The sequence below is a fragment of the Pseudalkalibacillus hwajinpoensis genome (assembly GCF_015234585.1).
GTDB lineage: Bacteria > Bacillota > Bacilli > Bacillales > Guptibacillaceae > Guptibacillus > Guptibacillus hwajinpoensis_B.
The window spans coordinates 149,489-170,981 of sequence record NZ_JADFCM010000001.1 but is presented as its reverse complement, the minus strand read 5'-3'; the positions used below and the strand labels follow the sequence as shown (position 1 = coordinate 170,981).

Genomic DNA, 21,493 nt, shown 5'->3' with positions numbered 1-21,493 from the left:
TGACCCCCGCTGTTTAAAGGTCTGCAATTAGCTCACGTTTGCTTACTGCACTTCCATTAACCCAATCCTTAAAGTAAATCGTCATTACTTCATCACTTCCCGCTATCACCGTTTTGAATAAGCATTCCTTCGGATTCATCATTACGGTGTGAAGCGTACCAAATAGATTTTCATATTCTCTAAAAAATAATGGAGATGCTGGATTTCTAAATTCATCAAACCATTCACTAACCTCTACGTTAGGATGTTTTTCTAAATACGCTAACCGTTGAAGGGAATTTTCAGTGGTCTGTGGTTTGTTAGACACTTGAAAATGATTTGTGCAATAAAGCGTTTCTCCACATCTTACCTCGCTACCAAACGGCCCAATTTCGACAATGGCTGATTTACCAAATGCATCTGTTAGAGAATAATTATACTCGTCCGCATGAGGCAAAACTTTTAATAACGAAATGGCATCTTCAATCGTTCGACAGGTATCCAACACCATTCTTACAACGATCCCCGCCATTAGTCCTTTTTGATGAAAATGAGTAGATACAAAATGGAGCCCAGCCGTAAGCCCATGTTCATTCATCCCATCATGCAGACCAATGCCGAATAAGCTGTGACCACACGTAGCATAGCTCTCTTCTGGCTGTCTTAAGATCAACCTTCCATCATAAAAAGCGGGACCAAAATCATAATTTCTTACATAACCGTGATTCGTCATCACAGCCGTACAGCCCAACCCTTCTAGTATAGGAAGATCATATCCACTAAAAAGAGAGAGCGCCTTATGAGGAGAGATCATTAATGCTATACTTATCCCCATTATCTCATCTAGCAGATGCGGAGCGAAGCGTTGATAAACCTGTTCGGTTTCTTCTAAATTTATCGGTTGAACAAAATTCTCACACAGCTCCTGTACTACTTCCATTTGTTCATGTGATCCAAGCCCATATCCGATCTCAACTGAGGGTCCGCGATATTGCTCAATCGACACACTAAGCTCACTCACTCTTCTTCTCCTCATAAACCTTCAACAGCTCTTCCACCGAAATCCCATCAATTGTCATACCTTCTACCTCAGATTTCTCGATCTTCACATTTTTTAAGTTACAATCTGTTATCGTACTCCCATGCAGATCACAGTTTTCGAAAAGAATTGGCATGTGCTCCTCTCTTCTTCCTGCCGCAAAGTGATCTTCAGGGGGTAATCCGATATTACGAAAAACAGCCCCTCCCATTTGTGCATCTTCGATTTTAAGATCGCTAAGGTCAATATCTCGGAAAGAAATACCGCTCATATTCATATTTGTAAAGGTCGCTTCTACCATATAAGCGTCAGAAAAGATTGATTGTGCTAAGTTCGAATTCATGAAGTTTGCGTTCGTTAATTCAACTTGATCGAAAAGCGCCTTACGGAGACGTATTTCCTTAAACACTTTTCGCTCAAATTCTTCCCCAACGTTTTGCTCGCTCATATTCTTTTCAACCATTTCAAACAGCTCCTTTTTCATTTTTGATCTAGCTCTTCGAATACAACTTTCAATTGCAGAGGTGGAGCGTTCTAACATCGAAGCAATTTCCCCCATCGAATAGCCACCCATATAGTAAAGAACGACAGGGGTACGAATATCTTCATTTAATTCATTCAGCGCATGCCAAACCAAATCGCTTGTCTCTGTCTCTTTCTTTTCAAGCATATTTGCAAGTGTCTTCTCATGAAATGAATGCTCCAGTAGTTGAACCATTCGTTTTCGTTTCCTCTTCATATCCAGACTCAAATTTCGAGCGATACTTGTTAGCCAGCTCCCCACCTTCTCAGGACTTTCCAACGTGTTTCGCTTCAAATAGGCCTTAATAAACGCATCCTGCGCAACATCCTGTGCAAGATGATAGTCCCCAAGAACACTATAAGCGACCGCATAAAGTCCATTCGCATAGTTGCTTACCACATCACGAAATCCTTCTTCCGTCTGCCATTCTACAAGCTTTTGCTTCACTACTCTCACCTCGCTGCTTTCACTTATATAGACGTCTCGCACTCTTTCATTCCGTCAACAAAATGAAAAGAATTTTACTCTTTGTCTGTTGGAAGAGAATAAATGTACGTAAAGGGGGACAGAGAGGGGGCAGACCCCAAAATAAAATAGTTCTTCGCTCGTCTCACACTGCATATATTTGTAGGGCACTAAAAATATTTCTTTCAAAGGGAGTGCTGACATGTTGGATCGAACATTGCTTTTCGTAGCCGCTATGATTGCTGGGTTTGCATTACTTCGTTTGTCTGAGGCAGATTCATTCCTCGAGAGTCTTAATCCGGTCTTCGAAGTTGTTGGCTTTCTAGCAGCGCTGCTATTTGCACTTGTCTTGATCTACAAAGGCATCATGGCCATTTTACCTCGGAAAGTGTAAACGCTTTCCACTCCTGAAAGAAAAGCGAAAGTGGCCCGCTTAAAACCGTAGGATGGTGGAAGCCTTTAGAATGAGACGCTTTTTGTCTCAATCTAAAGGCTGAAACAGCCGGAGGTTTTGGGCCACTGTAGCTAGACATGAAAAGCGAAAGCAGCCCGCTTAAAACCGTAGGATGTTGGAACCTTTTAGAATGAGACGCTTTTTGTCTCAATCTAAAAGGTGAAACAGCCAGAGGATTTGGGCTGCTGTAGCTAGACATGAAAAGCGAAAGCAGCCCGCTTAAAACCGTAGGATGTTGGAAGCCTTTAGAATGAGACGCTTTTTGTCTCAATCTAAAGGGTGAAACAGCCGGAGGTTTTGGGCTGCTTTCGCCGTACAAAAAAGCGGGATCCCAGAGATCCCGCTTTTTCCTATTATTCTTTTGGTGCAATCATATCTTCAGGACGTACGATATCATCGAACTGCTCCGCTGTGAGCAAACCGCTCTCAAGGGCAGATTCACGTAGCGTTGTTCCATTTTCATGGGCTTTCTTCGCAATTTTCGCTGCGTTCTCATAACCGATATGTGGGTTCAGAGCTGTCACAAGCATAAGTGAATTCTTCAAATAATCTTGGATCACTTCTTCATTTGGCTCAATGCCAACTGCACAGTTATCATTAAACGACTTCATGCCGTCCGCTAGCAGGCGAGAAGACTGTAGGAAGTTATAAATAATGACTGGCTTGAAGACGTTCAGCTCAAAGTTCCCCTGACTTGCTGCAAAACCAATTGTTGCGTCATTCCCCATCACTTGGGACGCTACCATTGTGAGCGCCTCGCTCTGCGTAGGGTTCACTTTCCCTGGCATGATCGAGCTTCCTGGCTCGTTAGCTGGAATTGTAATTTCTCCAATACCACAGCGCGGTCCACTTGCAAGCCAGCGCACATCGTTTGCGATTTTCATAAGATCAGCCGCTAGAGCTTTCAACGTGCCATGGACATGCACTACTTCATCATGACTTGTAAGCGCATGGAATTTATTCTCAGCAGATGCGAACGTCTTGTCCGTCATTTTGCTAATTTCCTCGGCCACCATATCACCGAACTTCGGATGTGCGTTCAATCCTGTTCCAACCGCCGTACCGCCGATCGCAAGCTCTTTCATATACTTAACACTCTCAAGCAGCATGTTTTCGCATTTTACAAGCATGCGATGCCAGCCGCTAATTTCCTGACCAAGCGTGAGTGGCGTAGCATCCTGAAGATGAGTACGTCCGATTTTAATAATATGTTCATTATCCTTCATTTTTTGATAAAGCGTTTCTTTTAATTCAATAAGGGTTGGATAAAGATGATCCTCAACAGAAAGTACTGCCGCAACGTGCAGTGCTGTTGGAAATGTATCATTGGAAGATTGGGACTTATTCACGTCATCATTTGGATGAACACGTGCTTCGCTTCCTTGTTGTTGTAAAAGTTCATTTGCACGGTATGCAAGTACTTCATTCATATTCATGTTGGACTGCGTGCCGCTTCCTGTCTGCCACACAACAAGTGGGAAATGTTCATTATGATCGCCATTGATCACTTCGTCCGCTGCTTTCACAATGGCTTCAGCTTTCTCATCTTCAAGCTTGCCAAGACGCTGGTTTGCAAGTGCTGCGCTCTTCTTCAAAATCGCAAATGCCTTCACAACCTCAAGCGGCATTTGTTCGTTACCGATCTTAAAGTTCTGCTTGCTTCGTTGAGTTTGAGCACCCCACATTTTATCTGCTGGTACTTTGATTTCTCCAATTGTGTCTCGTTCAATTCGATAATCCATTGTGATCCTCCTTCAGAGTATAAGCTAACAGGTTCCACTTCGATAAAAAGAAGGGAAGTCCTTTCTCTTCAAACGAATTTGTTTTATGACGACGCTTTCATCATATCACACTCTTCTTCTACCGGGAATCAGCAGATCTTAGCGTTTTTTACATAGAAAAAGTCGCCCTCTTAGTAGGAGCGACTTTTCGATTTATGCATTCGCAACTTCTTTCTTTCCACCGTCCTGCTTGATCAAGAACTGAAGAGCTAACAGAGTGATAAATAGCCCGAGTCCAATGAGATCTGTAGAACCTTCTGGATAAATAAGCATTACGCCTGCCGCTACAGCAGCGATCCGTTCAACTAAAACAGTTCGACGGTACCAATAACCAATCATACCTGCGCCGATGCTAATCATTCCCGTTAATGACGTGAAAAGTACCCAAAGAAGACTTTGCCACGTTGTATCAATCATCATGAGCTCGGGTGAGAGCACAAAAATGTATGGAATGATAAATGCCGCAATCGCGAGCTTAGCTGATTGAACCCCTGTCCGAAGTGGCTCACCTCCCGATACACCTGCTGCCGCAAAAGCAGCGAGCGCAACCGGCGGTGTAATATCTGCGACGATACCGAAATAGAACACAAACATATGCGCCGATAACTCAGGGACAGATAATACAATCAAGGCCGGAGCCGCAATTGTTGACGTGATAACATAGTTTGCGGTCGTTGGAGATCCCATCCCAAGAATAAGGGAGGCAATCATCGTAAAGAAAAGGGTGAGCAACAAATTTTCACCAGAAAGCGAAACAAGACTATTCGCAAGCTTTAACCCAAGTCCTGTTAGAGTAACTACACCTACGATCATCCCCGCTGCAGCGGTTGCAGCCGCCACTCCAAGTGCGGTTCTTGCCCCATTCGCGAGGGCATCAATGAAATCGCCGATTCCCATACGAGTTTCCTTATTAATTGCTCCAACGATAATAGCTGACAAAATCGCATAAAGAGCTGCACGCGTAACGGACGTGCCTGACATTAAGAAGAAGATAACAGCGGCGATTGGAAAAAGAAGATAGATCCGCGCAAGTACAGCTTTTCGGTTTGGCATTTCATCTTCCGTCAAACCTCTTAATCCAATGCGCTTTGCTTCAAAGTGAGTCATGATCCAAATACCCGTAAAATATAGGACCGCAGGAATCGCAGCCGCTTTGGCAATTTCCCAGTAGGTGATGCCACCACCGATAAATTCCACCATTAGAAACGCCGCTGCGCCCATAATTGGCGGCATAAGCTGACCACCTGTAGAAGCTGCTGCCTCTACTCCACCAGCAAATTCCTTCCGATACCCAAGTCGCTTCATCATTGGAATCGTAAATGAACCCGAGGTCACAACATTCGCAACTGAGCTTCCGCTAATGGTTCCTTGAAGCGCACTTGAGAAAATGGCTACCTTTGCCGGTCCTCCAACCCGTTTTCCTGCAATAACGAGAGCAAGATCATTGAAGTACTGACCAACCCCTGTTTTGACGAGAAAAGCTCCGAAGAGGAGGAAAAGGAAAATAAATGTGGAAGACACCCCAAGCGGCGTTCCAAGAATTCCTTCTGTCGTGTAGTACATGGAGCGAATAATGCGATCAATACTTAATCCACGATGCTGCAAAAATCCCGGCATATAAGGTCCGAAATAAGAGTAAAGCAAGAAAATAGACGTAATCACGGTAATCGGAAGCCCTACCACCCGTCGCGTTGCTTCAAGAACAAGCAGGATAGCTAAAAGCCCTACAATTAAATCAAGCGTTGTAAGGCGTCCAATCCGATACACAAGTTCATCGAAATTTAAAGGCCAATACATCCCAACGTAAACACCAATAATGGCTAGTAAACCATCATACCAGGCAACTTGAAACTTCCCTTTTGTCTTATTACGCAGCTTCTTTTTAGAAGCAGGAAATAATAGAAAAATTAGTCCGAGCGCGAACGCTAAATGAATGGATCGCTGAAGCTGTGCTGTAAAAACGCCGAAAATAGCTGTGTATAATTGGAAAACGGAGAAGCCTACGAGACCAGCAAGTGAGATCCATCCGATTATACCTGTCAGCCTACGATGACCTGCTTCGGGATCGAATTTCGCCATTAATTCCTGCGTTTGTTCATCTGTCATCTGCTCTTTGTCTTGCTTCGTTTTCGGAGGCTGATCTTTCTCACTCAAGCACGTTCACTCCTTTCATCCACTGCCATAAACTGATTGTTTCTGATTCAAGGTGAAGCCATGAACCAGGCTCAATGATCCGACTTAATTCAATCTCTTTATCTTGGACAAGAAGCACGTGATTTGCGACGACCTGACCCGTTCTCATATCAATAAACGGAAATTTCCTGTTCATATCTTTAATTTTGTATCCATCCTTATCCTGGACAAATCGTTCCCCTGCATCCGCATTTGAAGGCATTCCGATGGCAAAATTCTCGTATGAGAGTTCGTATTGCACAATCTCACCAGATTCAGATACATAATAAGACTCCTGAACAGGTGTTTTGTGCACAGAATGCGTATAGCGAATGTCGAAGTTAGCCGGATCATCCTCAAAAGGAACATATGCCAGAACTTTGCCTGACTCTCCTTTTTCGAGCGCCATTACAGGAAAAAATGGGTAAAGAAAAACGACTAAAATAAGGGCAACCGCAATTGTCGTTTGGTACATGAATTGTTTCGTTGAATCGGAAGGTTTCATAGTAAGAAGACGCAGGCTTTTCACCTGCGTCCGTCACATCCTTTTTTGTAGATTCGCTACTTTACTCGACACCTTTTTCATCAAAGTATTTCTTAGCACCAGGATGAAGGTCAATCCCAACACCCTCTAGCGCTGTATCAGCTGTAATAAACTCACCTTTAGCGTGCGTAATTTTATCAGAGTTATCAAAGATCGCTTTCGTTACTTGATACACATAATCTTCATCAAGGTCTGAACGAGCTACAAGCATCGCAAGAACTGCGACAGTTTTCACATCACTTTCAAGACCGTACGTTCCACTTTTCACCGTATCTTCTGCATAATACGGGTGCTCTTCAATCAGCTTATCAATTTTATCTTGCTCGATTGGAAGAATGTTCACTGGCTTCACTGCAGACAAGCCTTCTACTGCACCAGTCGGTGTACCAGAAGTAATAAAAGCAGCGTCGATTGTGCCATCCTGGATCCCTTCAGTAGACTCATCAAATGCAAGATGCTGAGCATCGATGTCTTCCATCGTAATATCATGAGCAGCTAGCACTTGCTCCGCATTCGCATATGTTCCACTACCTGGTGCTCCAACGGAAACTTTCTTTCCTTTCAAATCATCCACAGAAGCAATGCCGCTCTCCTGAAGGGTTACGATTTGAATCGTTTCAGGATATAGTGTTCCAATCGCCTGGATGTTGTCCACTTTTCCATCTTCAAACATTAACTCACCGTTTGTTGCGTATGCCGCAATATCTGTTTGAGTAAATGCGATATCTGCATCTCCATCCTGGAGAATTTGCATATTTTCAACAGAAGCACCTGATGACTGTGCATTGGCACTTTCAATATCGGTTCCATCTTGAATTATATTTGCGAGTTCACCACCAAGTGGGAAATACGTACCTCCCGTTCCTCCCGTTAATAAACTAAGCTCTGAAGGAGATCCGTTTGCTTCTCCGTCTGAATCAGAACCTCCACAAGCTCCAAGCACCATCGCTATAGATAGTACAATAACGAATAAACTAAGTCTTCTTTTCTTTCCCATGCAACTTCTCCCCCTTTAATAGTTAGAAAATTTCAAATTTACTATATCATATTGTTCCTTTAATTGGTACAGGTTATTAGAACACCCTCCAAAAAGGAAAACTGTTATAAAACAAAAAAAGCCACATTTCTACTCGTTTCGTTTGCATTCGACTTTACCGATTCAGATCAATAACGTCGAATGAAAACGAAATATAGTAAAATGTGGCCTAAAATTTGTTTTCGTTTGTAAAATAATCAGGAAATACTCCAGTTCTTGAGAGAAGCTTGTCGAATCATCGTCTCTGGCGGAAAAATAAACGTCCATGGTACAGCTGAATGAGATGGAACGGTTAACTTATGGGTAAACCGTTCTGTTGCCACTAAGTTGTTATCTTCAAAATAAGAGAGCAGGCGATCATCTAATTTCCAATCACCCATACCATTTAGAATACAAACAGAAGCCAGCAGTTCATTTCGATGATTAAAAGCTACTCGAATTGGAACAAACTGAAGCTTTCCTTCTTGGATCGGGTTCTCTTCATAAATTTCCTGGATTCGTTTACGATCTTTGTCAGCTATCGTACGGTCCCACTTTTCTTCAATGATCAGCGTCACGTTTTTCACCTCTGTTCATGTACCGACTCTCTTTTTCTTCTAGAATCGACAAATCATCAATCACATCATTCAAGGAAAGCAACTCAAATATCACAATCATTTTTCCTGTAAAATGATGGCGGGGGTCTGTCGCTTCATCTCTTGAATCATCAAGATCATGAAATAGCTGATCGAGCTTTTCAATGCTATCGATATGCTCCTGTGTCAGCTGCGTGGAAGGGTTATGAAAAGCTTTGGAGATCGAACGACCGGCTTCAATAATGATGCGATGATCTTCGGGATCGATGCCATTTTTCGTATCGGTAAATAGCATATTTCCAAGATGGTAAAGGATCTTCTGCAAGTATTCCAGTTTTTTAAGAACAACAGAAAAGGTGCGAACTTCATGAATGCTGTGCCTGCGGTATTTCCACTCTTCCCGCTGATAGGCAATTAATTTGTATGTTCGTTCAAGGTCACGACTTAAGCGCTGATATACGAGTGTTTGTCTTTTGGCATGCGGAAGATCTGCGATAATTTGATCTAGTAAATCACCGGCGTTGCGGTACAGTCGCTTTACACCTTGATTGATCATAGTATGGAATTTCGGTGGCATAACAAAGTAGTTTACTGCTGTTGAAACAACAATCCCAATGAGCGTCGTACTCAATCTTCCTACAAAAGATATCATATACTCTCCTGATGTATCAGGAATCATCGCAACTGCTGTTAGCGTTGCAACAAGCATACCGTCATCAAGTCCAAGCTTATGACAGGCAATAAGTGTGAAGGTTGCGGCTAGCGCATAAGTGAAGGGTGATTGATGGAGCATGGATTCAAATAGCATGGCAAATCCAGCCCCGATTGCAGCGGCTGGAAAACGCACGATACCCTTTTTGATGGAATCCGATGCCGTTGGTTCGACTGTTACAATTGCCGTGATCACAGCAAAGAGAACAGGAAGGCCGAGCGCATCACAAATCCACGCCGTCAAAAATGCAGCCAGTCCCGTCTTAAGAATTCGTCCACCAACAAATTTAAATACTTTGTGCTTGATATCTATCATACGAATCAGTCCGTTTCTATTCCTCCATTATAACGTACACTACTCGTTTACATGAACCCATTTTCCACTTATTGTTTAATTAAGCGAAAGGAGAGATGTTATGAAACGCTTTATCGGAATTGATTTATCAGGACCATCTAATACAAAGGATACCTCTCTAGCGATCTTCCATGGAGATGATTCCGAGCTTTCCTTTCATCAGCTCATCGAAGGGGCAACAGATGAGGACATTTATCAGCAAGGAAAGCTCACACATAACACAATCATTGGAATCGATGCCCCACTTTCTTACCAACCAGGTGGTGGCGATCGACCTGCAGACAGAGCACTTAGAAAAGCGGTCGTTAAAATCGGGATGCGAAGCGGATCGATTATGACGCCAACGATGACGCGAATGGTTTATTTAACGCTTAGAGGAATCTCACTCTCGAGGACGCTTTCACCACATGCTACTATTGTGGAAGTGCATCCTGGAGCCGCGATCGGTTTGCGAGCACCCAATATCGAATCTATTCTCGCTTATAAATCAGAAATGGAACATCGCTATCAGCTAAAGTACTTTCTCGAGCAAGATGGGGTAACAGGAATTCCAGAAAAAGCACTCGAATCATCGCATTCTTTTGATGCGTGTCTTGCTGCTTATGCTGCGTGGAGATGGGAGCATGGTCGATCGGAATTTCTATACGAAGCCAAACCACCTTTCCATCCATTCGACATGAGCTGTTAATAGGTAATTAAAAAACCCTGCGCACTAATTGCGTAGGGTCTCATCAAAGACTTTTGGAACGACGTCGCGAACGACAATATATAAAGTGCTTAAGAAAAATGCTGTAATTGCCATCGCAAATGAAGGAAACACATCCCATTCACGGTCCATGCTCCATCCACTGAGCATCGCTCCTGAAAACGTGCCAATCATATAGCAAAACGGAATCCACCATTTCATTTTGATTTATCACCTCAGAAATGATATACCCCGTTTCGACAAATTCCGAACCTTTTTAGAGCATTTCCTCAATATCTTTCTTAATAGCGGCTGGTTCTGTCTTTGGCTCATAGCGTTTCACGACATGACCATCTTGATTTACGAGGAACTTCGTAAAATTCCAGGGAATGTCGCCGTGTTCAACATCTGGCGCTTCGTGCGTTAAATAGCGATAAAGAGGATGAGCATCGCTACCGTTTACATCGATTTTCGCAAACATTGGGAAACTCACGCCATAATTAATGGAGCAAAATTCCTCAATATCATCCTTCGATCCAGGCTCTTGCTCTCCAAATTGGTTACAAGGAAAGCCTAGAATTTCAAACGGCTTGTCCTCAAGCGACGTATACAGCCCCTGAAGTCCTTCATACTGTGGTGTTAACCCGCATTTACTAGCCGTGTTGACGATTAAAAGAACCTTGCCGCTATATTCTGATAGCGGCATGTCTATCCCTTGAAGCGTTTCTGCAGTGAATGAATGCACACTCATTTTATCCCTCCTATTCGTTGTCTCACCTCACTTTTATCATAGTTAAGCAAGAATCGCTAGTAATCAGCGCGCTCTTGCAATAATGCCGTTATGCACTTTAATATAGCCGTGCCTTACAATATCCATGCCGTTTTCATACGCATAGAGTCCCATTTGACGGATATCCATTAGCTCACGATACGTATGATTCATCATATCAGCCATCACATGATAATAAAGACGCGATTTCATCTGATTTCGAGGTGTTGTCATAATGACGTATCCATCATCTTTTACAAATTTGCGATGCCATTCTAAAATGGCTGGTTTATGTTCATCCGGCACATGTTCAAGCAAGCCTACACTTAGAACAATATCAAACTCTTTATGAAAATCGAGATCACGAATGTCTTTTACAAGATAGCTAATGTTCATTTGGTCTTTGTACCAAACTTTTGGTCCGCCCGTTTGTGTATTTGTTCCAAGAAAGGGATACGTATTCGGAAAATGAGCAAAACGATCTGTTTTACAGAAGGCATCGTAATCTACCATGACAACTTCTCCACCCGGATACATCGCATGAAGCTGCATTGCTTCATACCCTTCGGCAGCACCAAGAAAGAGAATACGAGGATTTTTTACATCAAGTCCTTCAAAAAGCGCTCGCTTTCCACGCGGATCCCAAATCCCATCCTCGATGCGGTGCACATAATTCCAGAGAGATAAGCGTACCATCTCCCCCAGGCCATTCTTGACATCACGAAGATGAAAGCCTTTGAAGCTATCTTTTAGAGAAGACTTCAAGCGCTGCTTTTCGGCAGGTACATCTTGCATAAATAGATTGTGAAATGAGCGATTAAAAAACTCCCACGAGGTTTTCACAGGCATATCCTGCTTATGTTCAGACTCCCAATCTAGACGCTCTTTCGCGAGCTTCTTCACTTCAAACGGCCTTCCTACCTGTTTCCAAGACATTTGCGACCAGTCGCTTACCATATTTGCATTCACAAAGCGATCGAGCTGTTCATTCCTCGGATTCCTTAAATCGACACGATAACTCGGCAGTAATGCTGTGTATTCAAAGTCTTGTTCCGAAAAAGGGTGTTCAGGCGTTAATGAAGCAAGTTCCAATTAGCTCACTCCTTATTATTTCACTTATTCTCTCACGGAAACGCTTTCATTACAAATATTTTCCGAATATGCCGACAAATGATCACGATAACCTATCTAAATTATTTGTGATGAAGGTGATATAATAGAGAAATTAACGATCAGGAGTTGGAAAAGAATGAAGATTGTAGTAAGTACGTTAAATGCGAAGTTCATCCATACGTGTCTCGCATTACGGTATTTGAAAGCCTCTGCTGCCCCAGATTATGATGTACAAATGGCAGAATATACGATTAAAGATCCGATTATGAATATTGTAAGTGACCTCCACAGTATGAAAGCTGATGTCATTGGATTTAGCTGCTATATCTGGAACATTGAAGAGACGATTCCTGTCATTGAAATGTTAAAGAAAGTAAATCCATCGCTCACGATCGTACTTGGCGGTCCTGAAGTCTCATATGATGTGTATGAGTGGCTCGATCGTATTCCTCAGGCTGATTATATTGTCATGGGAGAAGGAGAAGTGACGTTTAAAGAACTGCTTCAATCAATTGAAACAGGAGAATCAGTTGAAAACGTAAAAGGGATTGTTTACAGAAAAGATGGAAGTAATCATATTAATCCACCAGCACCAAAACTAAGCTTAAGTGAGATTCCATCGCCTTTTCGATTCGAAGAAGACCTTGCTGATCTCGGTCGCCGCGTCACTTACGTTGAAACGAGTCGGGGATGTCCTTATTCCTGTCAATTCTGTTTATCCTCTATTGAAGTTGGCGTAAGGTATTTTCCTGTAGATCGAATGAAGAAAGAGCTGCGTTTCTTAATGGATAATGGTGCAAAAACGATTAAATTCGTTGATCGAACATTTAACATTAGACGAAACTACGCGATTGATATGTTTCAATTCCTTATTGATGAACACCGCCCTGGCTGTGTGTTTCAGTTCGAGATCACGGCTGATATTATGCGACCTGAAGTACTAGAATTTCTCAATCGCGAAGCTCCGCCCGGACTCTTCCGATTCGAGATCGGTATTCAATCAACCAACGATGCAACAAATGAACTCGTGATGCGAAAGCAAAACTTCGAGAAGTTGGCACGAACGGTGACAATGGTGAAAGACGGCGGCAAAATTGATCAGCATCTTGATTTAATCGCTGGACTTCCTGAAGAAGACTACGCCTCTTTCCGAAAAACGTTTAACGACGTTTTCTCCTTCCGTCCAGAAGAGCTGCAGCTTGGCTTTTTGAAAATGCTACGCGGCACAGGTGTCCGTCTAAGCGCTGAGAAACATGGCTATCTTTACATGGATCATGCACCTTATGAAATTCTTGGAAATAACGTTCTTTCCTTTGATGACGTTATTCGCATTAAGCAGGTAGAAGACGTGCTAGAAAAATACTGGAATGATCATCGTATGGACGCAACAATTGAGTATCTTGTCACAGAAGTTTTCCAATCTCCATTTGATTTCTTCCAAGGTTTCGGCAGCCATTGGGAAGGAAAAGGCTGGTCACGAATTGGGCATCAGCTAGAAGATTTATTCCGACACCTGGCTGACTTTATTGAGAAGCATGCTCCAGCTCATCATGAGCGTGTCACATCGCTTATGAAAATCGATTACTTATCAAAGTCCAAAAAGAAGCCTCGTACGGTGTGGTGGCGTGATCGCCTTGAGAAAGAAGAAGAAAACGCCCTATTGAAGCTTGTAAATGAACAACCAGCTTTGCTTGGAGAAGACTATCAAGCGTTAAACCTATCAGAACGAGACCTGTATAAGCATACAGTAATCGATCTGTTACCAAGCTCAGAAGACGGGCAAATACAGAAAACCATTTTACTCGTTTACTATCATCCGAAAACAAATGAGCGTAACGTGTTTTATGGTGTTCTTCCTTCAGAATCTTCCGTTGCGTTGTAAGGCTGAAGGGAAAAGGCATTTCGACATAGATGAAATGCCTTTTCTATTGAGTGACGTCTCGATTTAAAGGATTTTGTACGTTCAAGACGAATACAGTAATGTACTGATGCCGGAGGGTAGGCCGGTAAAATATGGAGGGATAGCATGAAACTATTAGAAATGGATGCCTTGTCCCTATCGAAGAAGATTTCCAACAGAGAAATTTCATCGTACCATGCTGTTAGAACGTATATTGATCACCTAAATGCCATTAACCCAGCCTTAAATTGCCTTGTAGAAGATCGCTTTGATCAAGCTATAGAAGAAGCTAGAAAAGCAGATTATACCCTCACTACAGGAGATGCTAAAGGGCGACTGTTTGGCGTTCCAATTAGTGTAAAAGAGTGCTTTCATGTAGCGAACATGACAACAACAGGAGGCCTCGGGTATCGTGCAGGCTCTCGCGAGAAGAAAGATGCTGAGGTTGTCAGTCGCCTTCGCGAAGAAGGTGCCATTATACTCGGAAAAACGAATACACCTGCCCTTTGTTTTTGTCAGGAAACGGATAATAAGCATTACGGCAGAACGAATAACCCGTGGGACACCTCAAGAACAGCAGGTGGATCCAGCGGTGGGGAAGGCGCTTTAATCGCTGCAGGCGGTGCCGCAGTTGGTCTCGGTGCTGACATCGGCGGCTCGATTCGATTTCCCTCACATTTTAATGGCATTATTGGCTTTAAATCCGGCAATCGTCAGGTATCTCAAGAAGGAAATTTTCCTTTTGTTGATAAGCCAGAGCAAGAACGCATGCTAGGAATTGGTGCGATGAGCAAGTCTGTTCAAGATGCGAGATTGATTAACCAGATTATCGCTCATGAACAACCACCTGAACGTAACCTTGCAGATTTTAAACTCGTCTACCCAGTTCCTCACCATCGCTATCCGATTAATCGTGAAACGTTTCAATTGATCACAACCATAAGGGATGCGTTTGATGGCGAGCTTTCTGAAGAGCAGGCAAATCCCCCATTTTTTGAAGAAGCCGCTCTCATGTGGCAACAAATGATGTCGATCGACGGGGGAGCCGATATGGCTAAGCTTATGTTAGAAAACGATAAAGCAAGTCCAATCGGTGAATACATGAAGGAAAAGCTTTTCCGTAGTTCAGATGTACATTCCTACTTATCGTGGGCGCTTATTGGAACGAAGCTTTTCAAGCCTAACCAAAAACAAATTAAACAAATCCATGCTTCGCTAAAGCGTGGAGATGAGATTTTAGAAGATTATTTGGACGACCGAATCTTAATTATGCCAGTCTATCATTCACCGGCACCGCTTCACGGAGAATTGTATCAAGAACTTTTCTCCATTCGTAAAACTTTCTTGAACTATATGCCTTACATTGCGTATGCGAATGTGTGGGGGCTCCCTTCTCTTACAATTCCAATCGGAACTAGTAAAGAAGGCCTTCCAATCGGTGTACAGCTAGTAAGCCGCGTTGGTCATGAAGAAGCGCTTTTTCAGCTAGGGGAGCAAATTGAACAGCGCATCGGCGGGTATAACCGCTGTGTGCAGCATGATCAAAAAGCCGAGGCTGAAGCAGAACTCGTTTAAGTCGTAATGGAGGATTGAATCCCATTGTTTAAAAACCAACATACGAAGCCATACATCGCCATTATGATCGCAATCCTATTTATCTCCACTTCCGCCGTCATCGTCAAGCTAGCAACTGCTCAAGCTTCGATTATTGCGATGTACCGTCTCGTTTTTGCCATACTTATTATGCTACCGATTATCCTACGAAGCTATCGAAACGCCTTTCGTCATATTAAAGCTTCTGATTGGGGATTCGGAAGTCTTGCAGGCGTTAGTCTCGCCTTTCACTTTATTCTCTGGTTTGAGTCGCTCAACTACACGTCCGTTGCAAGCTCTGTTGTTCTTGTCACATTACAGCCGCTGTTTGCCTTTATCGGTACGTATCTTTTCTTCAAAGAAAAACTCACCCTTCTAGCTATTGCTGGAGGGGTGACCGCTGTGACCGGCTCTATTGTGATCAGCTGGGGGGATTTCAAGATTAGTGGAATGGCTCTGTGGGGAGATCTTTTAGCCCTGACAGCATGTGCCATGGTAACTGGATACCTCTTGTTCGGTCAGAACATTCGAAAGCGTCTGGATCTGATGCCATACACCTTTATCGTGTATGGCATCGCTGCTCTTACGCTTATCATTTATAACGTTGTATTACGCTACCCGTTCTTTACTTATCCAGCTACAGACTGGGGATATTTCATCTTGCTCGCGATATTCCCAACGCTTCTCGGTCATTCTCTATTAAATTGGGCTGTGAAGTGGGTGAGCGTGAATGTCATTTCAATGAGCATCCTATTTGAACCGATCGGAGCTAGTATTCTCGCCTATTTTATCCTTGGCGAAACATTGCATACGATGCAATGGATTGGTGGCGGAATAATCATTGCCGGTCTTTATCTCTTTATAAGAAGCTACACCTACAAAAGAAAACCGAAAAAATAGCTTGGCGACCCCCGTTCGGGGGACGCCAAGCTATTTCGACAGTATTCGAGCTAAACCGGGTGGTGCCTGTCACCACTCCTAGCGCGCTTTAGGACACGTCTTACAGTACGCGCCACCTTCCGATACTTGATCGTACAAACAGCAAGTACGGCGGAAGCGGATCTCTCCTTCTTCACGCTTCACTTTCTCTGCATAATACGGCATGAACGGGTTTGCGCCGCAGGTGAAACTTGTGCAGTTAAACTCCTTGAGAAGGAAATGAAAGTCTTCTTTAGCTCGACGCACTTGTACCTCTTTTCCCTCAGATGGCATCAGAGTTTCATAGAGCCAGAACAAGTAAATGGACACATTCTCCCATAGAATCGCCGCTGATAATTTCGTCGCTTTCACCATTGCTTCAACAAATGGAGCAAGGTTCTCGTTAATCAGTTTATTGGCAAGTGCTGCTCTTATTTCAACACGATCTTTCTGAATAATGGTGACGTCTACGTCGTTATCAATCATAAGCTTCATCATCCACGGCTCCGCATCTGTATCAACTTCATAGCAAAGCTCATTAGGTCCTGCCAGAATCGCTTTATCCCACATCGTAAAAGCATACAGTATCGGCACAACCGTCATAAAACCATATCTTTTCATAAACTGTGATCCCGCCACAATTATAGATGGAAAATGGCCATCCTCCACGAGCTTTTCAAGAAGACCTTTTAAGTGATGCTCATCGTGTAGCTGCACTAAACTTGCACTGCTTTCACCCACAGTCAGGCGAAACTGTTCCAGCCTTTCTTTCTCGTCTCTCGTAAACACCGGGTGCTCAGTAACCATTTACCTTCCTCCCTTTGCCATGTGGTACACAAAGCGGTGTACCGAATAGCGGATCCTCGATAATGTTACATTGAAGCCCAAACACATGCTTCACAAGCTCTTCATTCACGATCTCTTCAGGTTTTCCCTGATCATAAATGCCCTTATCCTTCACAGCAATAATATGGTCGGCATAGCGACAAGCGAGGTTTAAGTCGTGAAGAACCATTAGAATGGTCCGGTTATCCTCTTTATTCAATTCAAATAGTAAATCGAGTACCTCCACTTGGTGAGCGAGGTCCAAGTACGTTGTTGGTTCATCAAGTAATATAATATCCGTATCCTGAGCAAGGGTAAGCGCAATCCAGGCACGTTGCCGCTGTCCTCCAGAAAGGGAATCAACATTACGCTCAGCAAACTCTTCCATGTGCGTTGCTTTTAGCGCGTTTTGAACGGCATCTTCGTCCGCTTCAGACCATTGACTAAACCACGTTTGATAAGGATACCGTCCTTGCTTAACGAGCTGCAGAACTGTGAGGCCTTCAGGTGCGACTGGTGACTGTGGAAGGATAGCCATTTTCCGAGCGATTTCCTTTGTTGGCTTATTCGCAATAGCCTCTCCATCAAGAACAATTCCTCCAGAATGCGGCTTTAGAAGTCGAGCTAGACTTCGTAATAGCGTTGATTTGCCACATCCATTTCCACCAATGAGAACGCTCATCTCTCCTTTAGGAATCAATAAGTTCAGCTGATCGATAACGGTTTGTTCTCCATATCCAAGCGTTAAATCTTTCGTTTGCAGTGCGTACACGTCGCCACCTCCTCATCATTTGTTTCTCGATCGAATCAATAAATAGATAAAATACGGTGCTCCAATCGCCGCTGTGAATACACCAGCCGGAACCTCCAAAGGTGAAAAAAGCGTGCGGCCAATTAAGTCAGCAATCATCACAAGTATACTACCAACAAGCGCAGCCACCGGCACAACTACACCGAAAGACGATCCGACGAGCTTTCTCGCAATATGCGGTGCCATTAAACCTACGAATCCGACTCCACCAGCAAATGCAACAGCCCCTCCTGCAAGCGCCGTGCTAATTAACAGTAACGCAATGCGGTCTTTTAAAAGCATCGCTCCTGCACTTCTTGCTACATCATCCCCAAGCTCTTGCAAATTCACCCGTCTTGAGTAAACCATTAAAATAATCATCAGAACGACTACCCACGGCAGCAGCGTCAGAACATCCTGGCCGTTCGTTCCGTGGACACTGCCCGTAATCCAGATGTTTGCATCAGACGCTCTGTAAATAGGACCGATAATCATCAATAATGTCGTTAGCGCCTGCAACAATGCCGTTAACCCGATCCCAATCAGCACTAATCGAATCGGTGAAATACCATTTTTCCATGATAAACCAAACACAAGAAATCCTGCTAAAATAGCGCCGATAAAGGAAGCGAGCGGCAACCATTGAATGCTTACCGTAAGGGCATTCGCTTTATCACTAAAGATCGTTAGAAAACCAATCGTCGCAAGTGCACCGCCCCAAGTGATGCCAAGAATATCAGGTGACGCAAGTGGGTTCCGAATCATTCCTTGAAGAATAGCGCCAGATACTGCAAGCGCCGCGCCAGCCAAAATGGACATGGCGATCCTAGGAAAGCGGAACTGCTTCACAACAAGCTCATTCATTTCATTACCATAACCAAATAGCGCCTTCACCACTTCAGCCGGGGTCATAAATATCTCCCCAAGGCCAATACTAAGTAATGCGATGATGATAACAGCGCCAGTCAGTCCCGCTATCACCCAAAGCGAGCGGCGATCTAGTAGAAAAGAAACAGCTTTCATTCGAAAGGAAGTGTATTTCATCATAGCTGTTTAAACTCCCTTCGAGCAATATAAATGAAAAATGGCGTTCCGATGACAGCCGTTAGTACACCAACCGGCGCTTCAAGTGGCATGATCACATACCGAGCGGCAATATCAGCTGATAACAAAAGAATCGCCCCAATGATTGCGCTATACGGAATGATCCAGCGATAATCCGGTCCAGTAAAAAAACGAGCAACGTGAGGTACGACGATGCCAATAAAGCCAATCGGTCCGGCTACGGCTACTGATCCTCCAGCAAGAAAAACGATAAAAAGTGCTGCGAAAGCTTTGACAAGCAGGGTACGTTGTCCAAGTCCTTTTGCGACATCTTCTCCAATCACCAGAGTGTTAATTTTCGGACTGATCAAAAGCGCACCGACTAAGCCAAGTCCAATATAAGGAATAACCGAGTAAAGCATATTTAAACTGCGCCCTTCAATCGAGCCAGCAAGCCAGAAGAGAACATCTTCAAGCGCTTTCTCATTCAACACAAGCATTCCTTGCGTTAATGAGGAAAACATCGCCGCAATGGCCGCACCGGCAAGGGTCAGCTTCATCGGTGTAAGCCCTTCTCTACCAAATGAGCCAAGCACGTACACGACGATGGAGGCGAACGCAGCTCCAAGAAACGCTAACCAGCTAAATGCTGCAAGTGACGTAACAGAGAAAAAGGTGACCGCAATCACAATCACAAAACTCGCCCCCGCATTTACGCCTAATATGGACGGCGAAGCAAGAGGATTTCGAGTAATCGCCTGCATCAAAGCACCCGCGACAGCAAGACTTGCGCCTACGGCAGCCCCGATCAGTGCTCTCGGAACGCGATTTTCGATAATGATAATATGTTCATTGCTTCCATTAAACTGCGTAAAGGCTTGCCAGGCCGTTGTCCATGTAATACTTGTTAAGCCATAGACCACGCTCGCAAGCATCAGTATTATGACAAGCAACAAGCCAACTGCTAATCCGAACCATTTTTTATTCATCGAGTGTAATTTATGCGTCATAAAGGTTAATCCCTTTCTTTATCATCCTTTTTAAGTTTAAGAAAAGAATGAAAACGTGTCAATGAATATGAGAATCACTCTCATTTACCTGTTGACTAATTTGTGACAATTCAGTATGATTACATCGTAAATGAAAACGATTATCAATGACAAGGAGGATATACATATGTTAAAAAAAGGATGGCTCATCGTTAGTCTAAGTGTACTTATGATCCTTGCTGCGTGCGGCACAGGTGGGAATAATGAAAACGCTACTAACTCTAGTGGGCAAGAAGAAGAGTCTACTCGAACGGTTTCACATGCAATGGGTGAAACAGAAGTGCCAGAGAAGCCAGAAAAAGTTGTTATTTTAACTAATGAAGGAACAGAAGCACTACTTGCTATGGGAGTAACACCAGTTGGGGCAGTACAATCATGGCTCGGCGACCCGTGGTATGAGCATATTTCGGACGATATGAAAGATGTTGAAGTCGTTGGAACAGAAAGTGAAGTGAATCTTGAAGCTGTCGCTGCACTTAAACCTGATCTCATAATCGGAAATAAATTACGTCAAGAAGACATCTATGATCAGCTTAGCGCGATCGCTCCAACCGTTTACTCAGAAACGTTGAAAGGCGACTGGCAGGAGAATTTCAAATTCTACGCTAAAGCACTAAATATGGAAGACAAAGGCGAAGAAGTGATGAGTGCTTACACCGACCGCATTGACTCCATGAGTGAAGAACTTGGCGATCAGCTTGATCAAAAAGTGTCGGTTGTTCGTTTTCTAGCTGGACAAACAAGAATTTATTACAAAGACTCGTTCTCTGGCGTTATCCTTGAGCAGCTAGGTTTTGATCGTCCAAAATCACAGCAAAAAGAAGATTTTGCTGAAGAAGTAACGAAAGAACGTATTCCAGAAATGGATGGCGACGTGCTCTTCTACTTCACGTATGAAGCGGGAGATGGCGAAGCGAATTCCACTGCGGAAGAATGGACAAATGATCCATTATGGAACAATCTTCAAGTTGTCAAAGACGGTAACGTTCATGAGGTGAGTGATGCGATCTGGAATACGTCTGGTGGCGTCATTTCGGCTAACTTGATGCTTGATGATATTGAAGACGTTTTTCTAAGTAAATAAAGAAGTAAGTGTAGCCCGGCCTGCGCCGGGCTTTTAATATGCTTGAATTTATGAATTTAAGGGAAAAAGAAAGAGAAATGTTTTCTGAA

21 protein-coding genes are annotated in these 21,493 nt (G+C 43.5%); 6 read left to right on the top strand and 15 right to left on the bottom strand.

Annotated features, from left to right (window positions below; all coding sequences use genetic code 11):
• Positions 1-13 precede the first annotated feature (13 nt).
• Positions 14-1,000 (bottom strand): C45 family autoproteolytic acyltransferase/hydolase, encoded by a 987-nt coding sequence (locus IQ283_RS00790; protein WP_194218272.1) that lies wholly within the window; start codon positions 998-1,000, stop codon positions 14-16.
• Positions 993-1,988, bottom strand: a complete 996-nt coding sequence (locus IQ283_RS00785) for a sigma-70 family RNA polymerase sigma factor (protein ID WP_194218271.1) — start codon at positions 1,986-1,988, stop codon at positions 993-995. The genes IQ283_RS00790 and IQ283_RS00785 overlap by 8 nt, the downstream gene beginning before the upstream one ends.
• Positions 1,989-2,208: 220 nt before the next feature.
• Here IQ283_RS00785 and IQ283_RS00780 point away from each other — a divergent pair, with 220 nt between their 5' ends.
• Positions 2,209-2,400 carry a hypothetical protein gene (locus IQ283_RS00780; RefSeq protein ID WP_098445502.1) on the top strand — a complete coding sequence of 64 codons (192 nt, stop codon included), beginning with the start codon at positions 2,209-2,211 and terminating at the stop codon, positions 2,398-2,400.
• A 413-nt stretch (positions 2,401-2,813) separates the two neighbouring features.
• On the opposite strand, the gene fumC is transcribed toward IQ283_RS00780, so the two are convergent.
• From fumC to IQ283_RS00750, 6 genes are all read right to left on the bottom strand, one after another.
• Positions 2,814-4,202 carry a class II fumarate hydratase gene (gene fumC / locus IQ283_RS00775; RefSeq protein WP_194218270.1) on the bottom strand — a complete coding sequence of 463 codons (1,389 nt, stop codon included), beginning with the start codon at positions 4,200-4,202 and terminating at the stop codon, positions 2,814-2,816.
• A gap of 192 nt (positions 4,203-4,394) precedes the next feature.
• The gene (locus IQ283_RS00770) at positions 4,395-6,347 is read right to left on the bottom strand and encodes a TRAP transporter permease (RefSeq protein ID WP_194219548.1); all 1,953 of its coding nucleotides are present in this window, start codon (positions 6,345-6,347) and stop codon (positions 4,395-4,397) included.
• A 40-nt stretch (positions 6,348-6,387) separates the two neighbouring features.
• Positions 6,388-6,942, bottom strand: a complete 555-nt coding sequence (locus tag IQ283_RS00765; protein ID WP_206759415.1) for a DUF1850 domain-containing protein — start codon at positions 6,940-6,942, stop codon at positions 6,388-6,390.
• 37 nt (positions 6,943-6,979) lie between these two features.
• Positions 6,980-7,954 (bottom strand): TAXI family TRAP transporter solute-binding subunit, encoded by a 975-nt coding sequence (locus IQ283_RS00760; protein WP_194218268.1) that lies wholly within the window; start codon positions 7,952-7,954, stop codon positions 6,980-6,982.
• Positions 7,955-8,190: 236 nt separating this feature from the next.
• The gene (locus IQ283_RS00755; protein ID WP_206759414.1) at positions 8,191-8,550 is read right to left on the bottom strand and encodes an SLAP domain-containing protein; all 360 of its coding nucleotides are present in this window, start codon (positions 8,548-8,550) and stop codon (positions 8,191-8,193) included.
• Positions 8,534-9,595 carry an FUSC family protein gene (locus IQ283_RS00750; protein ID WP_194218266.1) on the bottom strand — a complete coding sequence of 354 codons (1,062 nt, stop codon included), beginning with the start codon at positions 9,593-9,595 and terminating at the stop codon, positions 8,534-8,536. Before IQ283_RS00750 ends, IQ283_RS00755 begins: the two co-directional genes overlap by 17 nt.
• A 100-nt stretch (positions 9,596-9,695) precedes the next feature.
• Here IQ283_RS00750 and IQ283_RS00745 point away from each other — a divergent pair, with 100 nt between their 5' ends.
• Entirely contained in the window at positions 9,696-10,322 is a 627-nt protein-coding gene (locus tag IQ283_RS00745; protein ID WP_194218265.1) for a DUF429 domain-containing protein, read from the top strand.
• 24 nt (positions 10,323-10,346) lie between these two features.
• Here the strand turns inward: IQ283_RS00745 and IQ283_RS00740 are convergent, their stop codons facing one another.
• The 3 genes from IQ283_RS00740 to IQ283_RS00730 form a co-directional block, all read right to left on the bottom strand.
• A complete protein-coding gene (locus IQ283_RS00740) occupies positions 10,347-10,541 on the bottom strand; it encodes a hypothetical protein (protein WP_194218264.1) in 195 nt (64 codons plus the stop codon).
• Positions 10,542-10,596: 55 nt separating this feature from the next.
• A complete protein-coding gene (locus tag IQ283_RS00735; protein ID WP_194218263.1) occupies positions 10,597-11,070 on the bottom strand; it encodes a glutathione peroxidase in 474 nt (157 codons plus the stop codon).
• Between the two features lie 63 nt (positions 11,071-11,133).
• Positions 11,134-12,180 carry a class I SAM-dependent methyltransferase gene (locus tag IQ283_RS00730; RefSeq protein WP_194218262.1) on the bottom strand — a complete coding sequence of 349 codons (1,047 nt, stop codon included), beginning with the start codon at positions 12,178-12,180 and terminating at the stop codon, positions 11,134-11,136.
• A 157-nt stretch (positions 12,181-12,337) separates the two neighbouring features.
• Between IQ283_RS00730 and IQ283_RS00725 the strand changes: the two genes are divergently transcribed.
• The 3 genes from IQ283_RS00725 (at position 12,338) to IQ283_RS00715 (ending at position 16,594) form a co-directional block, all read left to right on the top strand.
• A complete protein-coding gene (locus IQ283_RS00725) occupies positions 12,338-14,083 on the top strand; it encodes a B12-binding domain-containing radical SAM protein (RefSeq protein ID WP_194218261.1) in 1,746 nt (581 codons plus the stop codon).
• 144 nt (positions 14,084-14,227) lie between these two features.
• Entirely contained in the window at positions 14,228-15,676 is a 1,449-nt protein-coding gene (locus tag IQ283_RS00720) for an amidase (RefSeq protein ID WP_242057210.1), read from the top strand.
• Between the two features lie 24 nt (positions 15,677-15,700).
• Positions 15,701-16,594 carry a DMT family transporter gene (locus IQ283_RS00715; RefSeq protein ID WP_276511786.1) on the top strand — a complete coding sequence of 298 codons (894 nt, stop codon included), beginning with the start codon at positions 15,701-15,703 and terminating at the stop codon, positions 16,592-16,594.
• Between the two features lie 78 nt (positions 16,595-16,672).
• Here IQ283_RS00715 and IQ283_RS00710 read toward each other — a convergent pair whose 3' ends face one another.
• The 4 genes from IQ283_RS00710 to IQ283_RS00695 are packed head-to-tail and all read right to left on the bottom strand — an operon-like array spanning position 16,673 to position 20,281.
• Positions 16,673-17,419: an IucA/IucC family C-terminal-domain containing protein gene (locus tag IQ283_RS00710; protein WP_194219545.1), complete on the bottom strand. Its 747-nt coding sequence runs from the start codon at positions 17,417-17,419 to the stop codon at positions 16,673-16,675.
• Positions 17,409-18,209 carry an ABC transporter ATP-binding protein gene (locus tag IQ283_RS00705; RefSeq protein WP_194218260.1) on the bottom strand — a complete coding sequence of 267 codons (801 nt, stop codon included), beginning with the start codon at positions 18,207-18,209 and terminating at the stop codon, positions 17,409-17,411. Before IQ283_RS00705 ends, IQ283_RS00710 begins: the two co-directional genes overlap by 11 nt.
• 15 nt (positions 18,210-18,224) lie before the next feature.
• A complete protein-coding gene (locus tag IQ283_RS00700) occupies positions 18,225-19,274 on the bottom strand; it encodes a FecCD family ABC transporter permease (protein WP_194218259.1) in 1,050 nt (349 codons plus the stop codon).
• On the bottom strand, positions 19,271-20,281 hold the full coding sequence (locus IQ283_RS00695) for a FecCD family ABC transporter permease (RefSeq protein WP_194218258.1): 1,011 nt from the start codon (positions 20,279-20,281) through the stop codon (positions 19,271-19,273). Before IQ283_RS00695 ends, IQ283_RS00700 begins: the two co-directional genes overlap by 4 nt.
• Positions 20,282-20,447: 166 nt before the next feature.
• On the opposite strand from IQ283_RS00695, the gene IQ283_RS00690 reads away from it, so the two are divergent.
• Positions 20,448-21,404, top strand: a complete 957-nt coding sequence (locus IQ283_RS00690) for an ABC transporter substrate-binding protein (protein WP_194218257.1) — start codon at positions 20,448-20,450, stop codon at positions 21,402-21,404.
• Positions 21,405-21,493: the final 89 nt, after the last annotated feature.